This window comes from Acidobacteriota bacterium (genome assembly GCA_028875725.1).
Classification (GTDB): Bacteria; Acidobacteriota; Thermoanaerobaculia; order Multivoradales; family Multivoraceae; genus Multivorans.
This window is the reverse complement of sequence record JAPPCR010000015.1, coordinates 474,950-497,773: the sequence shown is the minus strand read 5'-3', so window position 1 is coordinate 497,773 and position 22,824 is coordinate 474,950. Positions and strand designations below refer to the sequence as shown.

Genomic DNA, 22,824 nt, shown 5'->3' with positions numbered 1-22,824 from the left:
ACAGCTAGCGGAGACGGTCGAGCAAGCCGGTGGCGCGGGAGGTCGTCCGCATCACGGCGGCGCGCACCGAACGCCGGGTCGCCAGTACGCTGACTCTGCGCTGCGCCCGGGTCACCGCGGTGTAGAGCAGTTCCTTCGTGTTGACTCGGGACTCGGCCGGGCCGGGAACGAAGACCACGTGCTTGTACTCCGAGCCCTGGGCCCTGTGGACGGTGAGGGCGAAGAAGCTCTCGTGCTGCGGGAGGCGGGAAGGCGCAACGAGGAAGCGCTCGCCGTCACGGTCGAGATCCGGGAACCAGACCCGCGGGTGGCCCGAGTCGCCGGGAACGACGACGCCCGTGTCGCCGTTCGAGAGATTGGTCTGGCGGTCGTTGCGGCTGACGATGATCGGGCGCCCGACGTAGAACTCGTCGTGTTCGGTCCGGCGTCCCAGCTCGGTGAGCCGGCGTTCGACGAGGCGGTTGAAGCGGTCGGTGCCCCAGGGGCCTCGCCGGTGGCTGCACAGGACCCGCCGCTCCGGGAACGGAGCGGCCCGGAGCGGGTCGGCCGCGAGCTCCCTCATGTGGTCGGACCATTCCCGGGCGCATTCGCGGGCGAAGGCGTCGAAGGCGGCCTCGTCATCGATCGGCTCGAGCCGCGTCGTGTCGTCGCTGCCGTCCCGAAGGACGCGCACCGCCCCGTCGGCGTCGCCCGCGACCACGGCGGCGGCGAGCCGGCCGATGCCGGAGCGCTCCCTGAAGCGGTAGTTCTTTCTCAGGGTCGTCACGCAGTGGGTGAGCGGACCGCGGTTGCCCGCCTTGCAGAGGTCGCTGAAGACGGAGCCAGGCTCCACCGAGGCCAGCTGGTTCGCGTCGCCGAGGAGAATCAGCCGGCAACGCTCCGGCAACGCGGTCGCCAGGCGGACCATCAACTGCAGATCGGCCATCGAGCATTCGTCGACGACCAGGGCGTCGAGGCGGTCCATTCGGCTGGTCCGGCTCGCCAGCAGGCGGTGGACGGTCCACGCCTCGGCCGGAAACTCCCGGAGGTCCGGCACCCGGTCGAGGAGACCCTCGCCCAGCTTCTCGCGGACCGACTCCTGGATGCGCGAGGCGGCCTTTCCGGTGGGCGCCGCGAGGCCGATCCGGCGCGGGTGGGCCAGGCCTGTGTCGACGAGCGTCGCGATCAGCTTGGCGGCCAGCGTCGTCTTGCCGGTGCCGGGGCCGCCGGTGACGATGCAGAGCCGCCGCTCCAACGCGATGCGCAGCGCCGCGACCGCCTCCGCGGTTCGATCTTCCCCGGCGTCGAAGACCCGTGCGGAGGTGGACTCGGCGCCGGCCGACAGATCCCTCTCCGCTGCCAGGGCGCGCAGACGCGCCGCCAGCCGGCGTTCGGCGTGGAACAGGCGGTGCAGGTAGAGGCGGTCGCCGTCCAGGACGAGGGGCCGGTCGGTCGCCGCGTCCGCGTCCGCGGTGACGACGGGGCTTCCAGCCAGCGCCTCGCGCAGCGCGGCGCTCGCGGGCAGGGCGATCGCCTGCAGGTCGGCCGCCAGCGTTTCCTCCGGGCGTTCCGAATCGGGTCGCTCGACCAGCGTCGCGATCGGCTTGCCGGCGTTGCCGAGGTCGAGGCAGGTGTGGCCGTTCCGGTGCAGCGCGCTGGTCGTGGCCGCGGCCAGGGCAACGTCCTCGCCGGCGCCGAGGTCCATCGTCAGCCGGGCAAAGTAGCAGTCGATGTCGGCGAGAACGCCGGCTCCTGTCAAGGCGTCGATCTGTTCGTGGCTGTTCATGGCGTTCCGCCAAAGCAGGCGTCGATCGCTTCGATGCAGGTGCGGGACGGACGGTCGTGGAACACGCCGCTGCCGGGAGCGTTCGGCCTCATGCCGCGCAGGAAGAGGTAGAAGGCGCCGCCGATGTGGCGGTCGTAGTCGTAGTCCTTGAGCCGTAGCGTCAGCAGGCGGTGCAGGGCGGTCAGGTAAAGGAGGTACTGGAGGTGGTAGCCGTGGTGGCGCATCGACTCCGCGATGGCCGCTGTCGAGTACGAAGCCGGGTCCGGGCCGAGCCAGTTCGACTTGTAGTCGAGGACGTACCACCGGCCGTCGTGCCGAGCCGTGAGGTCGATGAAGCCGTGCAGGAAGCCGTCGATCCCGGTGTCGCCCCCGGCGAGCCGGTGATCGTAGCCGTGCTCTTCGAGGCAGTGTGCCAGCTTCGCGCGCTCAAGCCCGCGGAGCGGCAGGTGGAACTCCATTTCGGCGACGGGCCGTTGGAGGTCCGACAGCCGGAACACGCCGCCAGCCTCGCCCGGCGCCATGAGTGGCGTCTCCAGACCGTTCTCGACCAGGGTTCGGACCGCCGGCAGCCACTTGTCCTGGAAGCCGTAGCGGGCGAGCGCGTTCTCGCAGGTCCGCTCCAGGCTTCCGGCGTCCGGGTCGCCGAGCCGCCGCTCGAAGATCTCGTGCAGGCACCGGCCGGAGCGGCCGCCGCTGGGGAAGGTGAAGACGGTAGGGCCGTCTTCTTCCCGTTCCAGCGCGTTGGCGGGCGCCGTCTGTTCGACGACGGCTTCTCCGTCGGAGAGGTCGATGTCGTCGCGGTCGCGCACGAGCAAGCCGGCGCCCGCGCCGGCCCCGGCCGACAGGGCGGAGTAGCTCGTCCGCTGCCGGATCCGTTCGAGCTTGCGTTCGAGCTTGCGGGCCTCGAGAGACCCGGCCGCCTCCGCGCCTGCCGCTTCGGTGTCGGCTTCGGCCGCCTCAGTGTCGGCGTCGGCATCCGCCGCCTCGTCGATCATCCGCAGCGAGACGGCGCCGCGGGCACGGTGCGCGAGTGCCTCGACCTCCGCCAGCCACTCGCCCTGCCCCAGTGCCTTGACTCGGGCGACGTTCTCCTTCAAGGCTCCGGCGTCGTCGTCGTGGATCGCCGTTCCGCGGCCGTGAAGGAGCCAGGCCAACGGCGCGTGTTCGGCTCCGGCTTCGGGCGACCAGGTCACCACGCAGCGGTGCTCCGCCCGCGTCAGCGCCACGTAGAGGAGCCGCAGCTCGTCGGCGTGCTCTTCGACGTGCTCGCGATCGTAGGCGTCGTCCGATGGGTCGAGATCGAGCACTGGCGTCCCGTGTTCGGGGTCGTAGTAGTCGGCCGTCGGCTTTCTGTTCCCGCCCGTCGCCTGCGCGCGGCCGTCCCAGGCGAAGGGGTAGAAGACGATCGGGAACTCCAGGCCTTTGGCCCGGTGGGCGGTGACGATCTTCACCAGGTTCTCGTCGCTCTCGAGGCGAAGCTGGGCCGTTTCGTCGTTGGTCTGCGCGTCCCCCCTGGCTTGCCGAAACCAGTCGAGGAGGCCCTGACGCGAGGGCCGCCGCCGGCTCTCGACTTCGTGGAGCAGATCGGTGAGGTGCAGGTAGTTCGTCAGCCGCCGGGGGCCGTTCGGGTAGGCGAGCAGGTTCGCCGAGCAGTCGGCGGCGTCGCTGGCGAACAGGATGCCCCGCATCAGCGCGGCGATACCGTGCTCCTGCCAGACGTCGGCCCACTCGCGCGCGAAACCTCGCCAGTGGCTCCAGGCGTCGTCGTCGTCGCGCAGCGCGGCGAGGTCCTCCAGGTCTAGTCCGAACAGGTCGGCGGCGAGCGCTCCGCGGAGCAGTTGCGTGGCGTTGTACTCCGATTCGTCCAGGCACAGGGCGTGGAGAAGGCGATGGAGGCCGCCCGCCTCGTCGGACTGAAAGATGTTGTCGTCGCCGATCTCGACGCTGTCGATCCCGAGTTCGTGCAGAGCTGCCGCTACTGCCTTGCCCTGGGCGCCCTTGCGCACGAGCACGGCGATGTCGCGGGCGGCCAGGGCCCTGGGCCGGTCGCCGCCTGCCAGTTTCGCCCTGCCGTCCTTGCCCGCCGCTATCAGGCGCGCGATGTCCCGGGCGGCCTGTTTCGCGGCCAGGGCGGTCAGCTCCGGCTTGGTCCGCGGCTTCCCGTCCGCCTTCGGGATCAGGACGAACTGGAACGGGGCCTGATCGTCGTCCTCGTCCTGGATCACGAGCTCCCCGGGTTTCCGGTCGGCCGGCGCCGCCCGCGAGAACCCGAAGTCGGAGAGGACGAACGGCCGTTCCCGCGAGAAGAGCTCGTTGACGGCGCAAATGAGTCCGGGCGTCGAACGGTAGTTCTGTTTCAGTTCCAGCGCTTCGTCCGAAGAGCCCAGGCGCTTGTGAGCCTCCAGATAGGCGAACACGTCCGCGCCCCGGAAGCGGTAGATCGACTGCTTCGGGTCGCCGACGACGAAGAGTCGCCCGCCGGCCACGCCGGCGCCGCCCGGGTAGATCGTCTCGAAGATCCGGGCCTGCAGCCGGTCGGTGTCCTGGAACTCGTCGATCAGGGCGATTGGGTACCGGGAGCGGATTCGACGCGCGAGCTCGGTTCCGCCGGACCCGTCGAGCGCGCGGTGGAGTTCGACCAGCAGGGCGTCGAAGCTCAGGCTGCGGTCGACTCGGGTGGCGTGTCGCAGGGACCGGCCGGCGTCCTCGAGGAGGCTGAGGCGCTGGCTTGCGAGCCACAGATCGCCATAGGCCGCTCCGGCTTCCGCGATGTCGTCGAAGTGGTGGAACAGCGGGGCGGCAGGCGGCGGGTTCTTCTTGTAGAACCCCGCCTTCAGCGCCTTGGCGCCGAAAGCGCCGGCGCAGTCCGGGGCGAGTTTCTCCGGGGCGCCGGTCTCGAACGCCTCGAAGACCATCCGGCCGCGCACGCGTACCCGTGTCTTCTTCCGTGCTGCCGCGGTCCATCGCGCCGGGTCGGCGACTTCCTGGAAGGCGGCTCTCTGCCCCGGGTCGGACCATTCGGTCTGTGCCGCGCGGACCGCTGCCAGCCACGCGCTCCGCTTCGACTCGAGCGCGCTCGGCAGCGCCTCCGGCGAGCGGACCCCCCGGGTTTCCTGGACCTGGGCGTGATGGCGGGTGACCCAGGTCGTCGTGTCTTCGTCCAGCACGAACTTCTGCGACTGCGCGTGCTCCAGCAGCGACACGGGTTGCCCGACCATCCGGCGTCGCCAGAAGTCGCGCGCGGCGTCGCCGACGGCCAGCGCGTTGTCTCCGCTCACTTCGAACGTGAACGGAGTGCCGGCATGAAGGGCGAACTCGACGAGCGTCCGCTGGCAGAAGCCGTGGATCGTCGTGATGTTCGCCCGGTCGATGTCGCGGACGGCGCGGGTGAGGCGTCTCAGGGCGTCCGCGTCCTCGATCCCGCGCCGCCGCCAGCGCCGCCCCAGCCTGCCGGCCTGGGAACCGGGTTCCACGTTGGCGCCGGAGGCGGCTCGCCGGGCCGCCTGGAGGAGTCGCCGCACCCGGGTGCGCAGTTCGCCCGCGGCGGAGATCGTGAAGGTGACGATCAGGAGTTGGTCGATGTCGAATCGCTCTTCGACGATCAGGCGGGCGACCAGGGTGGTCAGAGCGTAGGTCTTGCCCGTCCCGGCGCTCGCCTCGATCAGAAGGTCGGCGTCGAGCGGTCGGTCGAAGGCGTCGGCACGCTCGGTGGCCGCGGTCATGCGCTCGCCTCCCGCAACGGACGGAGCAGTCGTTCGGCCAGGCGCTCGAAGTCGTCGCCGCTCGGGTCGTCGCCGAAGATCAGGCGGTGGCGGGGGTCGTTGCCTTCGAACCATGGCTGCTTCGACCATTCGTCCTGGACCTTGCGGCTCCAGGCGCGCTTCTCCGTCCAGACCCAGGACGTCGAGGCGAAGAACGGCAGCGGCCTGCGCTGGCTCTCGCGCCAGACCTCGACCCAGTCGCCGAGCAGCGACCGCGCTTCATCCCGCTCGGGCCCACGGAGCGCGACGTGTTCGACCTGGTCCTTGCTGCCGAGGAGGTGGGCCGTCGCCGGCTGCTGCCGGCCGGCGACGAGCGCCAGGAGCCGCAGCCAGACGCCGATGCGGTCCTTCGGACGGAGGCTCCCGATGCGCCAGAAGAGCAGTTGGTTCGTTCCCTCGTCGAACTGCCCGACCGCACCGACCAGGCGCACGTTCCCGAACTCGACCTCGACTCGGTGTCGGGGCGCCTCGCGGTGCCGCTGGAACGGTTGGAGTTTCTCCATCAGCGCCGCGACCTGGGCCGCGGACTGCCGGTGCTGCACCAGGCCGAGGTTGCGCGGCGGCAGCAGGCCCCGGGCCGCGGCCAGCTCGATGGTCCGCTCGTCGCCCTGCTCGCCGATTCCCGCCAGGTCGCTCTTCAGTTGCCAGGATTCCAGGGCGTTCAGATCGAGCGGCTCGTCGGCCGCAACGTCGTCTTCGCGGACGTCGAGGAGGATGTCCAGCCGCTTGCGGAGAAAGTCCTGAGAAGGGCTGGCGGCGAAGCGAACGAGATCCTCCAGTTCGAGTTCCACGGTCTCCTCGCGAGGCTCCGCGGCGAGTTCGCCCGCGAAGCGGTCGGGCTCGTCTCCGCTCGCGCGAAGCGCCTCGGCTGCGTTCCGCATCGACTCCGAGTAGCTGAACAGCGCGGTTTCGCCCGGCTCGAAGTACTTCGGGCTGAACGGCTGCAACGGGTGTCTGGTGGCCCAGCGATCACGCTCTTCGTCGTCGTTCTTCCCGCCGGGGTCCGGGAAGATCTGTTCCAGGTACTCGGCCAGCTCGCTTGCCACCGCGGATGGCGGGATCGGCTTGTCCTCCTGGAGGTCGCGCCCGGTGTACGTCAGCACGAAGTGGCGCCGTGCGGCGAGCAGGGCTTCGAGGAAGGCGAGGCGGTCCTCGTTGCGGCGGTCGCGGTCGCCGGGCTGTCGCGCCTCGCCTTCGAAGAGGTCGGCCTGGAAGTCGAACTGCGGGGGCCGCGGCCGGCGCGGGAAGGCGCCATCGTTCATACCGACGGCGCAGATCACCCTGGCCGGGAAGACCTGGCCCGACGCAAGGTCCGCGACCGCGATGCCGTCGTCCAGTCGCGGCGCCGAACGGGCGGCCTTCTCGGCCATGTCGTTCAGCACGTCGCGCAGGACGGGAAACGGGATGGCGCCGGCGGCGCCGGCGCGCTTGCACTCTTCATCGAACTCGGAGAGCAGCCGGGAGACCGTGTTCACTTCGCGGACCGCTTCGGGCCCGGCGCGATGGTCGCTGGTGAAGAAAGCGTCCAGGACTTCGGCCTGAAGGCGCTCCATCCACGCGGTGGCGTCGTGTTCGGCGTCTGTCCAATCGTTCAGCGCGAAGGCGAGGTCGCAGTAGCGGCGAAAGCGGCCGAGCAGTTCGTAGTCGGCGGCGCCGGTGTGCTGGCCCCAGTGGTCGAGCGCGCTGGGCGCGATGCCGTCGACGAGCGTCTCGCCCTCCTGCATCGCGTAGCCGAGCAGGAGCCGGTCCAGGCCACGGCGCCAGTTGTGGTTCGGGGAAGCCGGTACGTCGAGCTCGGTACGGTGTTCGCCGTCCCTTCCCCAGCGGATTCTGGCCATGGCGACCGCACCCCGGATCGTCGCGAGACCGGTGTCAGTGATGCCGAACTGCAAACGCACGGATTCGGCGAGCAGCGGCGCCAGCACATCGTTCGCCGCGTACCGGGAGCCCGGAAGCTCGAGGAGGTCTAGAAAGGCGGCCAGCGCGGCGCCTTCCTTCAGTCGTCGCCTGCCGATGCTGACACCGACCCGGCCGGCGGACCCGAACACCGCCTCGACCAGGGGCGCGTACGTGTCGAGATCGGGCGTGAGGACCAGCACATCGGCCGGCTGGATGTCGGAGTACGTGTCGAAGAGGCCCAGCAGGCGATCGTGCAGGACCTCTACCTCGCGGGTCGGCGAGTGACAGACGTGGATCTGGATCGAGTCGTCCGATCCGGTCCTCGCGCCCGTGGCCACCGGCGCCTCTGGATCGTCTTCGAGAATGCGCCGCTGGACCGAGGCCAGGCAGGTCGGGCGAGCGGCGACATCGGCAAGGTCTTCCGCGGTGCCGCCCGCACGCCCGGTCCCGGCGTCGGCCGGCATGTCGCCGGAGCGCGGATGATCCACGACGACGACCCTGTCCGGTTCGGAACCGATGAGAGCGCGCAGGTCCCGGGCCGAACGGCCCCAGGCGTCGAGCAGTTCGTTGGACTCGACCTCCCCGGCACCCGCCGGCCTGCTCCAGAAGTCGTGGCTGGGGCTGAGCAGGTAGAGGTGGACGTCCATGACTCGCGCGGCGAGCCTGAGCACTTCGACGTAGGTGGGCGACAGTGCGGCGGGGTGAAAGAAGCTCACGCGCTGTCTCGTCCCGGCCGCACGCGGCCGTTGCTCCAGCCGGTCCCGATAGCGGTCGATGGCGTCGACCCAGTGTTCGGCGCCGGGCGCTGCCGGTGCGAGTTCCCGCCACAGCCGTGCGTGCCAGCCACTTCCCTGGCCTTGCTGCCACGCCCTGATGGCGTCGGGCCGGTAGACCCGGCAGCGGTCGTAGGCGACGGCGAGTTGATCGGCGAGTTCGAAACGCTTGCGAGAGTCGCCGTCCTCGAGGTAGCGCGCGATCTCGTCGTCGCCCGTCCAGTTCTTCAGGCGCTCGAAGATCCGCCAGCGCAGGTGAGGCGGCCCGTAGACCGACTCACCGGTCAGTTCGGCGACCTCTTCGCGCATCGCGGCCCAGGCGAACTGCGCCGGTTGCTCGACTCGCAGATGTGCGGCCACCCCGAGATGGGAGGCGAGTTGCAACCGCAGCCACTGGCCGAGCAGTGCATCGGGCACGACGATCCGTTCCGGCTCCAGCGGTTCCGCGGGATGCCGGCTCATCTCCTCGGCGAGCCGCCTCGCCAGCGTCTCCAGCCGGTGCGAGGCGTGGACGCGGAACGCGGCGTCCGGCTGGTCCATCAGCAGCGAGAGTTGCTTGCCCGTCGCGTTCGGCATTCGCGTGATTGTAGGCCGCATCGCGAGGCTGCTAGGGTCCGGCTTCGCAGCCCGATTCTTCAAACGTGATGAGGATCACCAAGCCGAGAGTCTGAGCACCACACCAGGACGCAGGCAGATCGAGGGAAGGGGAGTGAGAATCTCCCACCGCCCCGCGACTGTGATCCGGACGAAGCCGGCGATTGACCACTGTTCCGCACAGGAATGGGAAGGGCCGGTCAGTAGGACGAAGGTAAGTCAGGAAACCTGACTGCCTGCCGAGGCAATCGATGCTCCACCGGCCCGGAAGGCCGCCCGGAGCAGGAATCCCGAGAGGGGGAGGAGAGCCCGAATGAACAGTCGAACAGAAACCGAATCGGTGCGCAGGCGCCTGGGCGTCGTGCTGGCCGTGCTGATGCTGGCGCCGACGATCACGTTTGGCGAGGAAGAAGCCGAGACCGAAGAAGGAACCCCGATCGTCGCGGAGGAGATCGTCGTCAGCGCGAACCGCTACGAGGCGCCTCGCTCCGAGGTCGGCAGCGCGGTCACGGTGATCGACGCCGGGGAGATCGAGCAGAGAAACCAGGTGGCGGTCCTCGATCTGCTCCGAACCGTGCCGGGCGTCGAGGTCACCCAGACCGGAGGCCCGGGGAAGGTTGCGACCGTGAGGGTGCGTGGCGGCACCGGCGGCCAGGCGGCCGTTCTGGTCGACGGTGTTCGGGTCAACTCGGTCACCGGTGGCAGCTACGACTTCTCGAACATGCTGGCCGCCAACATCGAGCGAATCGAGGTCCTTCGCGGGCCGCAGGCGACGTACGGCTCCGAGGCGATGACCGGCGTGATCAGCATCACGACCAGGCGGGGCGAACCCGGCTGGCGGTTGAACGCGACGGCCGAGGCGGGCAGCAACGAGCACCAGCGCTTCGACTTCGGCCTCCTTGGGGCCACCGACGTGTGGGACTACAGCGTCTCCGGGACCGACCTGAGCACCGACGCGGTTTCCCACCGCTACATCGAAGGCCAGCCCCTGGAGGACGATCCCTTCGAGAACCAGACCTTGAGCGCCCGGTTGGGCGCTACCTTCCTCGAGGATGGCCGAGTCGACCTGCGGGCCCGCTCCGCGAGCGGCGATACCGCGCTCGACGGCTTCGGTCCCGAGGATCTGAATGCGATGGCCGCGAAAGACGACGAGACCCTCGCGCTCACGGTCGAGAAGGCTCTTGGTTCCTTCTGGCGCCAGACCGCGCGAATCGGTCGCACCGAAGGACTCCTGGTCGGCACCGATCCGGACACGTTCTGGAACAACTACACGGTCGACTCGCAGATCCAGCAGATAGACCTTCAGTCGGACGTGATGCTGGGCGCCGACAACGTCCTCAACCTGGGCTACTCGACCGAAACGCGCAAGGGAGTGAGCGCCGGCAACTTCGACGAGGAAGCCGACCTCGACTCCTGGTTCGTGCAGGACCAGTGGTCCATCACGGACAACACGCACGTCACGGCCGCCGTGCGCGGCGACGAGCACTCGGCGTTCGGGTCGGAGACCAGCCACCGAGTCACCTTTGCGAGTTCGTGGGCCGAGGGACAGGGCCGTGTCCACGGCAGCTACGGCACGGCCTTCCGGGCGCCTACTTTCAACGAACTCTACTATCCGTTCTCGGGCGACCCGAATCTGCTGCCCGAGACCACGGAGGGCTTCGACATCGGCGTCGAGCAGCGCTTTGGCGAGTCGGGCGTCAGCGCCGATCTCACGTGGTTCGACATGGAGTTCGATCAACTGATCCAGTTCTACTTCCCGACGTTCTCCTTCCGCAACGTGGCGAATGCGAGTTCGAGCGGCGCCGAGTTCACGCTGCGCTACCGCCCGAATGTCGACTACAGCCTGGAGTTGTCTCACACCTACAACGAGACGGAAGACGAGTCGACGGGCGATCCGCTGGCCCGGCGGCCTAAGAACCGCACGACCCTGGTGGCGCAGTTGCGGCCGACGGAACGGTTCTCGGCGGCGGTGATGGCCGCGGTGGTGTCGGACCGTGTCAACTCGGACGGCGCCGTCATGGACGACTACACCAAGGTCGACCTCAACCTCAGCTACACCCGGTCCCTCTGGCAGCCCTTCGTCCGCATCGAGAACGCTCTCGACGAGGACTACTTCGAGGTTCCCGGTTACGTCACGCCTGGTCGCACCTTCGTCGTCGGCTTGCGGCTGCTACGGCGCTAGCCGTCGGGCGGCAGGTACTCCCATGTGTCCAGTGCGAACCGGCACTCCCGCTGGACACGTTCGACCGTGCTTGCATCGATTGCGTAGCGGTTCTTCTGATAGCCGGCGATTCCGCTCAGGTAGCTCTCGATCCCGACCCGCGCCGCCTCCCAGCCCGGCAGGTCCAGCGTTGCGTAGACGGCCTCGAGCTCCGACAGCGGATTCCGCTCGAGATCTTCGAAACGCAGCTCCGCAAGCTGTCCCTTCGGGATGGATGCACGGTCCTCGAGGTACTGATGCAGGGTCTCCCGCAGGAGGAAGAGCGCAAGGTCGTCCGGAGCCTCCTCGGTGATCGAGTGAAGCTGGTGCATCGGTATGACGGAACGGAACATGTGCGCCAGGGATTCGTAAACGACGTACGGATTGCGAACGATGTGAATGAACCGCGCGTCCGGGAAGAGGCGCAAGAGATGGGGTATCCGCCCCGTATTGGCCGGACTCTTGAGCACCAGCCGCCGGCCGCCGGCATCCAGCGTCGCCTTGCGCAGCACCTCCATGTAGACGCGCTCCCACTGCTTCATATCCCTGGCCGAAAGGCCTCGCATGAAGCAGTACCTGTTGAAGTACCACTCTCCCCGCTGGGGGAACGAGAGCGCATGGAGGGAAGAGAAAGGACTCGCATTGGCGACTGCCAGATCCTCCTCCACCGGCATGTCCATGGACACCTTCATGTTGTCCATCGGCCGGGTCGCCGGCGCGAGTCCGGCCATGAGGCGCTTCAACCGGCCACGGCCGGTGAGGAAGAAGGTCGGCACGGCGGCGTGGAAGGTCGAGATCCAGGCGTACTGGGGATCCTGCGACATCAGATTGAGCAGATGGGTCGTGCCGCTGCGGGCAACGCCGAGCACGAAGACGGGCGGTTTGTCGATCTCCACGCGGGCGACGGCCCCGCCCCAGCGCAGTCGTTCGAAGATCCGTAGAGGAGCAGCCAGCGTCGTCGGAATGAGGATCCGCGCCACCTTGCCCCAGTAGGCCGGCGGGGCGCCGCCGTTCTCCCAGAGGAGGCGCAGCCATGTGCCCGGAGGGGCCATCGTGCTCGAGTGCGGGAGGACCTTGTCTTTGCCGGGCACTGGAGTCTCCTCCTCAGGCGGTGAGGGAGGCGTCTCTTTCTCTTCTGCGCCGCGCGACGAACCTGAAGGAATCGGCCGGCCTGGGCGACAGACCGTAGGAGACCTTCAGCCTGTAGCCCGGGGGCCTCATCTCCAGGTCGGCCTCATGGAAGATCGTCGCAAGGGTCAGTGCGATCTGAATCTGGGCGAGGCCCTTTCCCAGGCAACTGTGCGCTCCCGCGCTGAACGGAACGTACACACCGGCTGCCCGATGCTCCGCCCGCTCCGGCGTGTACCGGTCGATGTCGAAACGCTGCGGATCGGGGAAGTGCTCCGGCAGATGGTGCGCTGCTCCGTAGGCGATCACGATGTCTGCGCCGGCCGGAATCGTGTGGCCGGCAAACACGAACGAGTTCGTTACACGGCGCAGCACCGCGGGCGTGATCGAGTACACCCGCATGGTCTCCATCGCGAAGCGGTTCGTGACGTCAAGTCGTGACAGTGGAGGCGCGGCTGCGGCTCCGCTGTCGAACAGGGCGTCCGCTTCGGCCCTCATCGCGTTCAGGAACCGGGGGCGCTTCAGCGCCTCGTAGAGGGCGAAGACCACTGTGTACGCCGCCGTGTGAAGCGCCGCGATGAGGATGGACCCGACGACGCCCGGCAGGTCCTCTTCGGGGAGCAGCCGAGGGTCTCTTCGGTGAAGATCGAGCAGATCGTCCACTACGTTCGATGGTCCGCCAGACGGCTTGTGTCGCTCGTGCACTGCCATGATCTCCTCGAAGAGCGCCCGATAGGACCTTCGAGCGCGAGACACCCGCGGGAGCTTCAGCCACCACCTTGGACGTCGTCGCGCCACCTCCACGTCCAGGATCGTCCCTAGAAGGCGGTCCAGGTCGTCGGAGCCGTCGACCATGTCGAGGTTGGCCAGCAGTGCGCCGGCCTGGCGAGTGATCATGCGCTGAAGCGCGGAGCGGGCGGCAACGGGACCGCCCTGGAGCCAGCCGGCGATTTCCGTTCGGGTGATGCGCATGAAGTCCGGCATGCGCTCCTGGAGGCACTGGGGCGAAAGGCCCGGGGCCATCGTCTTGCGCATGCGGACGTGTGGGGGGCCCTCCTGGGCGATGATCGTCTTGGAGGCCCCCATCTCCCAACTGAAACGCAGCCACTCGTTGCCGGTTCGCAAGTGGGCCTTGCCCTGGCGTTGCAGAAACTGAACGGCTTCCGGACCGGCCAGAACGAGCAGGCGCCGGTTCAGGGCGCGCACGCGAAAGACAGGGCCCAACTCTTTGTACTGTCTGGCGAAGAAGATGCTCAGATCCCCGGTCATGCTGAGGGCGCTGCCGAGGAGCGGCAGACCCTTCACTTCAGGTATCTCGCTTGGCGGCCGGGCCGCCTGCGGCGCCGGCTCGGCGAGACGGTTCTGGCGAATTACCGGGAGCAGGAAGCGGCCGATCAGGTCAAGCTTCCGGATCTGCTCGATCCGTGCCCGCAGCCGGCTCCTCTCCTGCGGCGTGAGGAGGCGACGCAGAACGCCGCTGGCGTCGCTCAGGCAGATGAGCACGACATCGCGCGGATCGGGTATCTCGTCGCTGAACAGCACCCGCATGATTCGCAGGCGCGCTTCCTCCATCTGGCGCCCGTCACGGGTCGGATAGCGCCTGGAACGCGAGACGGCGGACGAGAAGTACATGCCGCCGGCATCGGTTTCCAGGATTCCGTTCTCGACCAGGCGAGCAAGCGCACGCTCACGGATCTCGTTGCCCCGCTCCGCGGTGCGGGCGATCCAGTAGTCCGCGTTGCGATCGCCCGGGCCGGTCGCTACATCCGCCAGGGTCGGGTCGAGAAGCTCGTCGTCAAGAGGCGTCGAGTCCACCAGGACGAGTCTTTCGAGGTCCGTGTCGATCCGTCCCTCCAGTGCCAGATCCATCAACACGGCGCCGGCGACGACGATGTCCAGAAGGTGCTCCGAGTAGGACTTCGGCAGATCGCCGTGCTCTTCGTCGAGGATGAGCAGGAGAATCTCCTCGGCGAACCTGATCGTCATCCCCGGCTCCCTGATCGAACGCGGCGATACTCAGCGAGCGCCGCGAGCGGGAAGTACTGCGCGTAGCCGTGGTAGCGGAGATAGAAGACTCCCGGAAACCCGACACCGGTCCACCAGTGGTCGTACCAGGAACCGTCGATCCGCTGACGCTCCTGAAGAAAGGCGGCGGCACGGTCCAGCGCCGCGCGAGCCGCGCCGGGTTCGCGTGGTTCCGACCGCGCTCCGACGGTCGCGCTCAGGCCCAAGATCGCCCAGGCCGTCTGGGATGCCGTGCTGTTTCCGCGCCCCCTGGCGGTCGGATCCTCATAGGAACGGAGCGACTCGCCCCATCCCCCGTCTCCGTTCTGGACCCGGAGCAGCCAACTCCGGCCGCGCCTCAACGCCAGCTCCAAGGCTTCCGATCGGTCGTGGGGCGCCGCCAAGGCGAACTCACCGAGGGCCCGGAGCGAGAGCCCGGTCCCGTAGATGTGGTTGGCGCCCCAGCGCCCCGGCCAGCTTCCGTCCTCCTCCTGTTGCCGCAGCAGGTACTCGGCGGCCCGCCTGACCGACGCCTCGTCCGGATCGAGCCCCGCAGCAAGCAGGGCGCGGATCGCCCGGGAGGTGATGTCAGGCGTGCTCGGGTCGATCATCGCGTTGTGATCGGCGAAGGGAATGAAGGTGAGGACCTCCTTGTCGCAGCGCCGGTCGAAGGCGGCCCAACCGCCATCGGGGTTCTGCATACCCAGAAGCCAGGACCGTCCCCGGGCCAGTACATCTTGCCGCCGCGCCTCCAGCGCGCCATTGCCCCGGACCCGGGCCAGGACCAGCAGTGCCTCCGCCGTGTCGTCGCAATCGGGGTAGTAGTCGTTCCGGTACTCGAAGCTCCAACCGCCGGGTGCCTCCTGGAGACTTCCGTGGCTCCAATCGCCCGCGACCGAGACCTCCCGGTCCAGCAGCCACTCCAATGCTCCCTGGATCAGGGCCTTCCCGTCGTTAACGCCGGCATCGAGTAACGCGTTCACCGTCAGGGTCGTGTCCCAGACCGGCGACAGACACGGCTGGAGGCGGATCTCCCCGTCCTCCTCGATCTCGAACCGTTCGAGTTCCCTCAGTTGAGCTTGAACCAGGGGATGTCTCACGTCGTATCCCAGGCACCGCAAGGCGATGACGGCGTTGACGATCGCCCCGAAGATCGCGGCTAGACCGTCAGCGCATTCGATGCGCTCGGTCAACCACCTTTCGGCCTTCAGCAGGGCACGGCGCCGCCACCAGGGAAGAGGGCCGATCCACTCGACCACCTTGAGCAGCGCGCTGAGCGCGGTGAACCCCTGCGCCCAGAACAGCTTGATCAGCGGAGGCCGAACAGGAGCGGGGACGAACTCCGTCTCGAGCTCATCCAGCGTGACGTCGAGCGGTACGTTTGGCCTGTGGGCCCAGATCACCGACAGCGGCACGACCATCGCCCGCGTCCACGAAGACATGTCGTAGATGTTGAAGCAGAACCACCGCGGCAGGAGGATCATCTCCGGGGGCACCGCCGGCGCCTGCCGCCAGCGCCACAGGCCGAAGATCGCCAGGTACAACTTCGTGTACGAGTTGCAGGCACGCAGCCCTCCCGCGCCAAGGATCGCGCGGCGTGCCGCGGCCATATGCGGCGAACGCGGGTCGTCGCCGGCGAGCTTCAGGCACAGGTAGGCCTTGACCGACACGCTTGGATCGACCCGTCCGCCTGGATACGTCGTCCAACCGCCGGTCGGCATCTGCTGGCTGCGCAGGCGCCGGCAGCAGGCGGCGATTCTCGGATCGTCGACGCGGCCGAGGAAGTAGAGCAGCAGAACGTATTCCGATTCGAGGATCGTGTCGCCCTCGAGCTCAAAGCGCCAGTGACCATCCTCCTTGCGACTGCTCAGGAGGTTGCGAACGGCGGCCTCGATCGCCTGGCTGAGGTTTCGGGCCGGTGCTGTCTTCGGACGTTCCTTGAGAACTGCTGCGGGGCCGATCACCGGGCACCTCGGCGAGGAGTTGCGGCACTACGTTGAGCGGGGCGACTCAATTGAACTCTGTCCGTTGAAGCTGTCCGACCGAACGGGGAGCCTATAGGAGGCTGTGTGAGATTTTGGCGAATTTGTCGTCTCTTCGAGCGATGTTTTCGTGGCTTGTCCCGGCGGATCGACACAGGTGGCCGACTCCGGATCGCGCGGCGGAAATGCGCGAGGCGATGCCTCGCTCCTTGAGTTCCGAACGGGCTATCGTCGGCATCCGATGGTCAACGTGCTGAGGACGATCTACCGCCGGTTGCACGCGGCCCTGTTCGCCGCCCTGCGGCGGTTGGGGTGGAACGTGGCGCGGACGGCCGACTTCTACTCGCCGTTGCCGGTGCTGTCAGAGGTGGCGGAGTCCCGGGAGTCGTGGGACCGACCGAGCGAGCTGGTAGGCGTCGACTACGACCTGGAGGCGATGAAGTCTCTGCTCGCAGCCCTGGTCGAGACCCATGGCGGAGAGTTCGAGGAACTGCCGCCGCACAGTGAGATCAGGGCATTGGGCTACGGCCCGGGATTCCCGGTCATCGACGCGCTGACGACGTACCTCATGGTGCGGGACCTGCGGCCGGCGCGCTATGTCGAGATCGGGTCCGGCCTCTCGACCTACTACGCGTGGCTGGCCGGGGCGGCGAACGGGCGTGACGGACGTGCCTGCGAGATGACCTGTATCGATCCGTTCCCGACCGGCCGGCTGAGCGAACTGGAGGGGCCGGCCGTGAACGCGGTCGTCTCAAAGGTCGAGGCCACGGACCTCGAACTCTTCGACACTTTGGACGCGGGCGACGTGCTGTTCATCGACTCGACCCACGTGCTGAAGCTCGGTGGGGATGTGGCGTTTCTCTTCCTCGAGGTGCTGCCGCGGCTGCGGCCCGGCGTCGTGGTCCACATCCATGACATCCACTTCCCCTACAACACTCCCTACCCGGCCGAGCAGTACATCTTTCTCGCCAAGTGGCCGCTCTACCGCACGGAGGCGATGGTCCTGCAGGCCTTCCTGAGCTTCAACCGGGAGTTCGAGGTGGTGCTCTCCGCGCCGATGATTCGTCACTTCGACGAGCCCTACCTGGAGCGAACGATTCCCGGCTACCGCCCGGTCGAAGTGGACGACTACGACACCCACTTTGGCTCGATCTGGTTGCGCCGGCGGTTGCCTGCCGGCTGAGCTGGTAGTGCCGCCCAGTGGGCGGCGAGTCCCATGCGAGTCAGCGCTGCGAAGACGCGGCGTTGACTCCTAGCCGGTCGGCAGGGGCTCGATGGCGAGGCCGGCGAGTGCCGGGCGAAGGCGCTCCAGTCGCTCGTTGTCGATGTACACGATGAGCCGGTACGGCGCGCAGGGCGGCTGCTGGCTGACGAACCAGGCGGAGTAGTCGCGGGCGAAGCGGCCGTCGGTGCCGCGGTCGATCTTCCCGGGGGTCACCACCGAGCCCTCGTGGAGCACGAGGACCGCGAGGCGGACCTGGTGGAGATGGTCGTAGTCGGTTTTACCCCAGTTCAGGTGGTACTCGCCGTGGCGAGCGTGATGAGTGGAGGTCAGGCCGAGAGGATCGTGGATCGTCGTTTCGTCGAGGATCCAGCCGAAGAGCCCGATCGCTTCGGCGGCGGCGACGTCGCCGGGCGCAAGGTGGGGCTTCAGGCGGGTCGCCATGAACTGGTAGCAGCTCGTGATCGGATGGAAGGTGAAGCGCGGGCCGGGTGTGGTCTGCCAGGGACTGCGGCTGAGCATGAAGACGGCGCTCACGGACAGCACGGCGAGCACCCAGGCTGAGCGCCGTCTGGCGGGGCCCGGCATGTCCCAGTCCTCGAACGCACTTGAGAGGCAGAGGGCCAGCGGAGCCGCCAGCACCGGTGCGAACACGGTCAACAGCCGGTAGTGAGGCATCCAGTCGCCGCCGTTGACGAGGACGGCCGGCAACTCGGACACCACCACGAGCAGGCAGAACCACAGGGCCCGGTTCGCGGGCCTTCGGACCAGTGCGATTGCGGCGCCGAGGATCAGGGGCGCGTGAGCGATCTCGAAGCGGACGGTATAGGACAGGCCCGACACCAGATTGGCCAGCAGCGTCTCGGTTCCGGCCGAGACGGCGGACTTGGCGGCCACCGAGTTGGGCAGGAGGGCGCCGTAGTAGCCGAGCCGCCAGATCGTGACGGCCCCGACGACCGCGAGAGCCGCAACCGAAAGGGTGACGGCTCGGGTACGCGCTTCCGTCCTCTCGGCGGATTCGGACGTTCCCAGCAACTGATAGCCGGCGACGATCGGCAGGACGACCAGGCTCTCCGGCCGGGTCATGAAGAGCAGCCCCAGAAGGACGCCGATCAGCCGCGTGTCCGCTTCCTCGATGGTCTTGCGCGCGACGAGGATGACCAGGAAGGCGAACAGGCCGCCCTCCAGGCCGTTGCCGGCAACCAGCCAGAAGCGGCCATGGACCGCCACCAGCGCGACCGCGGCGAGGCAGGCGCCGACTGAGGCGCCAAGGCTGCGGCCGAGGAGATACGACTCGCGCAGCGCCAGCAGCGCGAAAGCCACGCCCAGCACGAACGCCGCCGGCTCAACCGGCAGACGAATCGTCTCGACTGCCGCGAGCAGCAGGGTCCACGACAGGCTGGTCGCCCCCTCCACGCGCTCGCCGAGGTTGAAGACCAGACCGTTGCCGTCGGCAAGGTGGCGGGCGTAGCGGAAGGTGATGAAGGCGTCGTCGATCGTGCGGATCGGGAGGAACAGGAGGGTTAGCAGCGGCAGGGCTGCCGCCGAGGCGCCGAGGAGTCTGAGCGTTCGGCGATCCGTCACGAGGTCGTCCCGATGTCCGCGTCGCCCGCTGTCTCGGCGCCGGTCGTGGCGGTGCGGAAGAACCGCCGGTAATCGGGGAGGAAGCGAAGCGTCAGGAGGCCGCCGGCGAGTGCCGCCGCCGCGATGCTGGCGATCAGCCGGGCCCAACTGCCTGTCGGCAGCAAGACCGCGACGGCAATGAAGAACGGTAGGGGCAGCAGGTAGACCTGGGCAAGACTGGCGACCAGCCGGCGTCGTCGGCCCGCGAAGATGCCGAGCACCTTGAGGAACATCAACAAACTGCCGATGCGCAGGAAGTTCGCCCAGGCCATGCCAATGGGGCCCCAGAGGTAGGTGAAGAGGAAGCCGAAGCCGATGAGAGCCAGCATGTTCAGCACTACCGTGGTCACCCACAGGCGGTCCCGGTTCTGCACCTTCAGCGCTTCGCCGCCCGTTGTCGTGAAGACATCGACCAGGGGTACCAGACAGAGAACGCGAAGTAGCGGCACCGTGTCGTCCCACCCGGGCCCGAGAACCACCTGGACTGCCTTCTCGGCGTTGAAGAACAGGAAGTAGGCCGAGACGACGATTCCGGCGAGGAAGACCAGCGTGCCGAGCCGCAGGGTCTCCGCGAACTCTGCAGCCTTCTCGCGGAACTCGACCAGGGCTGGCAACAGCGGCCTTGGGGTCACGGTCAGGGCGACCAGGAAGGCGAAGTAGTAGGCCTGACCGTAGTAGCCGACGAAGGTGGTGGTCGAGAAGATCTCGATGATGTAGATGTCGATGCGGTTGAAGACCTGGGCCGCGGCCCAGACGACGAACAGGTAGCGGCTGGCGCGGAGCAGGCCTCGGAGTCGCTGCCAGTCGACGTCTAGCTTGACCCGGCCTCGCGCTCGCCACAGCAGCAGAACGGCGAAGAGTGCCGATGCCAGCAACTCGCCGCCCACGAAAGACCAGACTCCGGCGCCGAGGTGGGCCAGGCCGACCGCGATCAGGCCGTACACGAGGCTGCGCAGGATTTCGAAGCCGGCGATTTCGCGGATTCGGAGCCGCCGTTCGAAGAAGGTCCGGTAGACCATGATCGCGGCATCGATGACGATCCACACGGCCAGACCGCGCAGGACATTCGGCAGGTCCGGATTGAGGTAGGAGAAGACGCCGGCGAATGCGACCAGGGCCAGGGACATGGCGGCGCCTACACTCAGGCTCCAGGCGAGCACTGTGCCGTAGGACTCGCGCGGATCGCGCATGAGGTGGTGGGTCAGGCCGAGGTCGCGGATTGCGGAGGCCATCACCACGAACTGCAGCGCGAGGTCGAAGAGCCCGTGAAACTCCGGGAGAATCAGCCGGGCCAGGATGGCGCGTGCGGCGAACGCAAGTAGCAAGCGCAGCAGCATCGAGCCATAGGCGCTGACCGAGGAGTGCAGCAGCCGCTGCTTCGCCCCCGGCTCCGCCTGAGCCGAGTCTTGATGCGGGTTCGATTCCACCTAGAACGCGATCGTACGGTAGCTCAGGCAGCCCCAGAGCCGCCCCAACCTCCAGCCGGCGAGCCAGATCCACCGGCCCCGGGCCGATCTCGATAGGAGTTGTGGACTCCGAAGCAGCAGCGACCCGAGTCGCAGCAGGCCTGGCAACGCCTGCAGCCGCGGCATGCCGCGCGGTCGGTACCGCGTGTAGATGTACACGTTGTACTGCCCGTACCGGACCGCCTGGCGGAAAGCGCCCCGAAGGGTCGCCGGGAACCGCACGTGGACGACCGCCTCGGGAGCGAAGACGAGGCGGTGGCCTGCGAGCTGGAGGCGCCAGCACAGATCGGTGTCCTCCAGGGCAACGTACTCCTCGTCGAAACCGCCGAGGGCCTCGAAGACGTGGCGCCGGATGCCGAAGCCGGAGCCGCCCGCGTGGTCGAGGAAGGGCGGGTTGGTGTAGCTGCACAGCCCGTGCTGCTGCGCGGCGTCGCCGTGCAACCGTCGCGCCTGTTCGCCGTTCAGACGCTCGATCTCGTGGCGGCTCGCCGCGGCCTCGTGGCGCTCCAGCTCAGGCAGGAGGCCGTCGATCCAGCCTTCGGCGACTACGTCGTCCGCGTCGCAGAACAGGAGGACGTCGCCCGTTGCCGCCGCCGCGGCGACGTTCCTGGCGTGCGCCGGCCCCTTGCGGTCGGCGGCGGGTATGACGCGCAGGCCGGGCAGCCGGTCGCGCCAGGACGCAGCGAGCTCGGAGGACCCGTCGGTCGACCCGTTGTCCGCGACCAGCACCTCGATCTCGCCCCGCCAGGTCTGCCGGCGGAGCGCTTCGAGCTGCGCGTCCAGGGTCTCGGCGGCGTTCAGGCAGGGGATGATGACGCTGACGCGCTCGATCGTGAACGGCCGCGGCCCTGCCTCGTCCTCCGTCACTCCAGGTAGCCCATCGCCTCGAGCGCCTTGCGCGCGGCCTCGGTGTGCGGCGTGACGTTCTGCGGCGAATCGCGGATCCATCTGCTCAGGCGTCGACCGAGCCGGTCCATGACATCCGGAAACTCGGAGGCCACGTCCTTGAGTTGCAGCGGGTCGGACGGCAGGTGGTAGAGCTCGATCGTCGGCTTCTCATGGTCCCGGTTCGGCGGACGCAGGACGAGTTGCCACTCACCGTCCTGGATGCTCCGCAGGTGACGCTGGTAGGCCCCGGCATCGGCGTAGGCGATCGGATCCGAATCGGCGCCGGTCTCGGCTTCGTCGGCCTGGAGCTGTCCCCGCAGCAGAGGTGCCCAGCTGCGGCCCTCGAAGCCCTCGGGCATCGGTTCTCCCAGCAGCTCGACCAGAGTGGGGAAGAGGCCGATCAACTCGACCGGCTGCTCGACGCGTGCGCCCGTGTCGACCCAGGGCTCGCCGACGAGGACCAGCGGCACGTGGACGCTGCTGTTGTAGGGCACCGGACCGTGTTCGAAGGGGACGCCGTGCTCGTTCAACTCTTCTCCGTGGTCGGAGGTCAGCACGAACAGGCTCCCGTCCCCCATGCCGAGGGCGTCGATCTCGTCCAGCATGGCGCCGATCGCCCGGTCGGTCACCCACACATTCGCGTCGTACTGGGCGACGTAGTAGCGGAGTTCCCGCTGGTCGCCGAGCGCGCGGCCCTCGGCGCCGGTGAGATCGACGATCTGGTCGCTCGTGTAGTGCTCGTCGTCGATGAACGGGTTCTCGGTTCCGGGCTGGAGCAGGTAGGGGGCGTGCGGGTCGGTGTAGTGCAGCCAGACGAACAGCTGCTCCTCGGAGGCCAGTGAGGCGAGCAGGGGATGGGCCAGTTCATTCACGCGGTCGGCCCACACGTGCCGCCGGAACGCCATCGGCCGCTGCTCGACCGGGAGTTCGTCGACGGCGTCGAGGGTCGCCTGGTCGACCCAGGTCTGCTCGTAGTGGTCGAAGCCGCGGCCCCAACCGAGCTCCCGGCTCAGCACCGGGTTGGAGATCACCGCCGCCGTCGTGAAGCCGCGTTCCTGGAACCAGGCCGGCAGCGCGACGTAGTCGTCGGGGATCGTCTGCGCGGCCGTGTTGATCAGTCCGGTCGTGTGCGGGTAGAGGCTAGTGAACATCGAGGCGAAGGACGGTCCGGTCTTCGGCCACTGGACGATTGCCCGCTCGAAGACGACTCCCCGCTCGACCCATTCGTCGAGCCGCGGACTCGTGTTCCGGGGATAGCCATGCCAGCCCAGGTGATCGGCGCGCAGCGTGTCGACCGTGATCAGGAAGACGCGTCGCGGTGCCTCGGCCGCCGGCTCGAGCGCCGACTCAGGATCGGCGCCGCAGGCCAGGGCGAGCGCTGCAAGCGGAAGGAGGGCCAGCGCTTGCAGGCGGCAACATCGCATGGCTTCCTGCCGGAGACTAGCAGTCGGGGGAGGGGCGGCCCAGCGAGTGTAGTGCATCAGCCCAAAGTGTGAGCCGAGCCGCTTGGACTACGGCG

General features: G+C 68.2%; 12 protein-coding genes and 1 riboswitch. Of the genes, 2 read left to right on the top strand and 10 right to left on the bottom strand.

Annotated elements, in window-relative coordinates; all coding sequences use genetic code 11:
• Nucleotides 1-4: 4 nt before the first annotated feature.
• From recD to OXI49_13555, 3 genes are read right to left on the bottom strand one after another with little or no spacing between them, the layout of a single operon-like run.
• The gene (gene recD / locus OXI49_13565) at nt 5-1,765 is read right to left on the bottom strand and encodes an exodeoxyribonuclease V subunit alpha (protein MDE2691540.1); all 1,761 of its coding nucleotides are present in this window, start codon (nt 1,763-1,765) and stop codon (nt 5-7) included.
• Nucleotides 1,762-5,487 (bottom strand): exodeoxyribonuclease V subunit beta, encoded by a 3,726-nt coding sequence (gene recB / locus OXI49_13560; protein ID MDE2691539.1) that lies wholly within the window; start codon nt 5,485-5,487, stop codon nt 1,762-1,764. The genes recD and recB overlap by 4 nt, the downstream gene beginning before the upstream one ends.
• The gene (locus tag OXI49_13555) at nt 5,484-8,774 is read right to left on the bottom strand and encodes an exodeoxyribonuclease V subunit gamma (protein MDE2691538.1); all 3,291 of its coding nucleotides are present in this window, start codon (nt 8,772-8,774) and stop codon (nt 5,484-5,486) included. The genes recB and OXI49_13555 overlap by 4 nt, the downstream gene beginning before the upstream one ends.
• A gap of 122 nt (nt 8,775-8,896) precedes the next feature.
• Nucleotides 8,897-9,022, top strand: a riboswitch (cobalamin riboswitch).
• Nucleotides 9,023-9,105: 83 nt separating this feature from the next.
• Between OXI49_13555 and OXI49_13550 the strand changes: the two genes are divergently transcribed.
• Nucleotides 9,106-10,974: a TonB-dependent receptor gene (locus OXI49_13550; protein ID MDE2691537.1), complete on the top strand. Its 1,869-nt coding sequence runs from the start codon at nt 9,106-9,108 to the stop codon at nt 10,972-10,974.
• On the opposite strand, the gene OXI49_13545 is transcribed toward OXI49_13550, so the two are convergent.
• From OXI49_13545 to shc, 3 genes are read right to left on the bottom strand one after another with little or no spacing between them, the layout of a single operon-like run.
• Nucleotides 10,971-12,083, bottom strand: a complete 1,113-nt coding sequence (locus OXI49_13545; GenBank protein ID MDE2691536.1) for a sulfotransferase — start codon at nt 12,081-12,083, stop codon at nt 10,971-10,973. The two genes, OXI49_13550 and OXI49_13545, sit on opposite strands and share 4 nt — an antisense overlap.
• Nucleotides 12,084-12,096: 13 nt before the next feature.
• On the bottom strand, nt 12,097-14,106 hold the full coding sequence (locus tag OXI49_13540) for a cytochrome P450 (protein MDE2691535.1): 2,010 nt from the start codon (nt 14,104-14,106) through the stop codon (nt 12,097-12,099).
• Entirely contained in the window at nt 14,103-16,088 is a 1,986-nt protein-coding gene (gene shc / locus OXI49_13535) for a squalene--hopene cyclase (GenBank protein MDE2691534.1), read from the bottom strand. The genes OXI49_13540 and shc overlap by 4 nt, the downstream gene beginning before the upstream one ends.
• 268 nt (nt 16,089-16,356) lie before the next feature.
• On the opposite strand from shc, the gene OXI49_13530 reads away from it, so the two are divergent.
• Entirely contained in the window at nt 16,357-17,289 is a 933-nt protein-coding gene (locus OXI49_13530) for a class I SAM-dependent methyltransferase (GenBank protein ID MDE2691533.1), read from the top strand.
• Nucleotides 17,290-17,358: 69 nt separating this feature from the next.
• Here the strand turns inward: OXI49_13530 and OXI49_13525 are convergent, their stop codons facing one another.
• Genes OXI49_13525 through OXI49_13510 form a run of 4 tightly spaced genes read right to left on the bottom strand, consistent with a single transcriptional unit; the run spans nt 17,359 to nt 22,729 of the window.
• Entirely contained in the window at nt 17,359-18,912 is a 1,554-nt protein-coding gene (locus tag OXI49_13525; GenBank protein MDE2691532.1) for a hypothetical protein, read from the bottom strand.
• A complete protein-coding gene (locus tag OXI49_13520; protein MDE2691531.1) occupies nt 18,909-20,378 on the bottom strand; it encodes an oligosaccharide flippase family protein in 1,470 nt (489 codons plus the stop codon). Before OXI49_13520 ends, OXI49_13525 begins: the two co-directional genes overlap by 4 nt.
• Nucleotides 20,379-21,284: a glycosyltransferase gene (locus tag OXI49_13515; protein MDE2691530.1), complete on the bottom strand. Its 906-nt coding sequence runs from the start codon at nt 21,282-21,284 to the stop codon at nt 20,379-20,381.
• A complete protein-coding gene (locus OXI49_13510) occupies nt 21,281-22,729 on the bottom strand; it encodes a sulfatase (GenBank protein MDE2691529.1) in 1,449 nt (482 codons plus the stop codon). The genes OXI49_13515 and OXI49_13510 overlap by 4 nt, the downstream gene beginning before the upstream one ends.
• Nucleotides 22,730-22,824: the final 95 nt, after the last annotated feature.

Coding starts and splice junctions, on each gene's coding strand:
- recD (MDE2691540.1), bottom strand. CDS start 1,765: ATGAACAGCCACGAACAGATCGACGCCTTGACAGGAGCCGGCGTTCTC.
- recB (MDE2691539.1), bottom strand. CDS start 5,487: ATGACCGCGGCCACCGAGCGTGCCGACGCCTTCGACCGACCGCTCGAC.
- OXI49_13555 (MDE2691538.1), bottom strand. CDS start 8,774: ATGCCGAACGCGACGGGCAAGCAACTCTCGCTGCTGATGGACCAGCCG.
- OXI49_13550 (MDE2691537.1), top strand. CDS start 9,106: ATGAACAGTCGAACAGAAACCGAATCGGTGCGCAGGCGCCTGGGCGTC.
- OXI49_13540 (MDE2691535.1), bottom strand. CDS start 14,106: ATGACGATCAGGTTCGCCGAGGAGATTCTCCTGCTCATCCTCGACGAA.
- OXI49_13510 (MDE2691529.1), bottom strand. CDS start 22,729: ATGCGATGTTGCCGCCTGCAAGCGCTGGCCCTCCTTCCGCTTGCAGCG.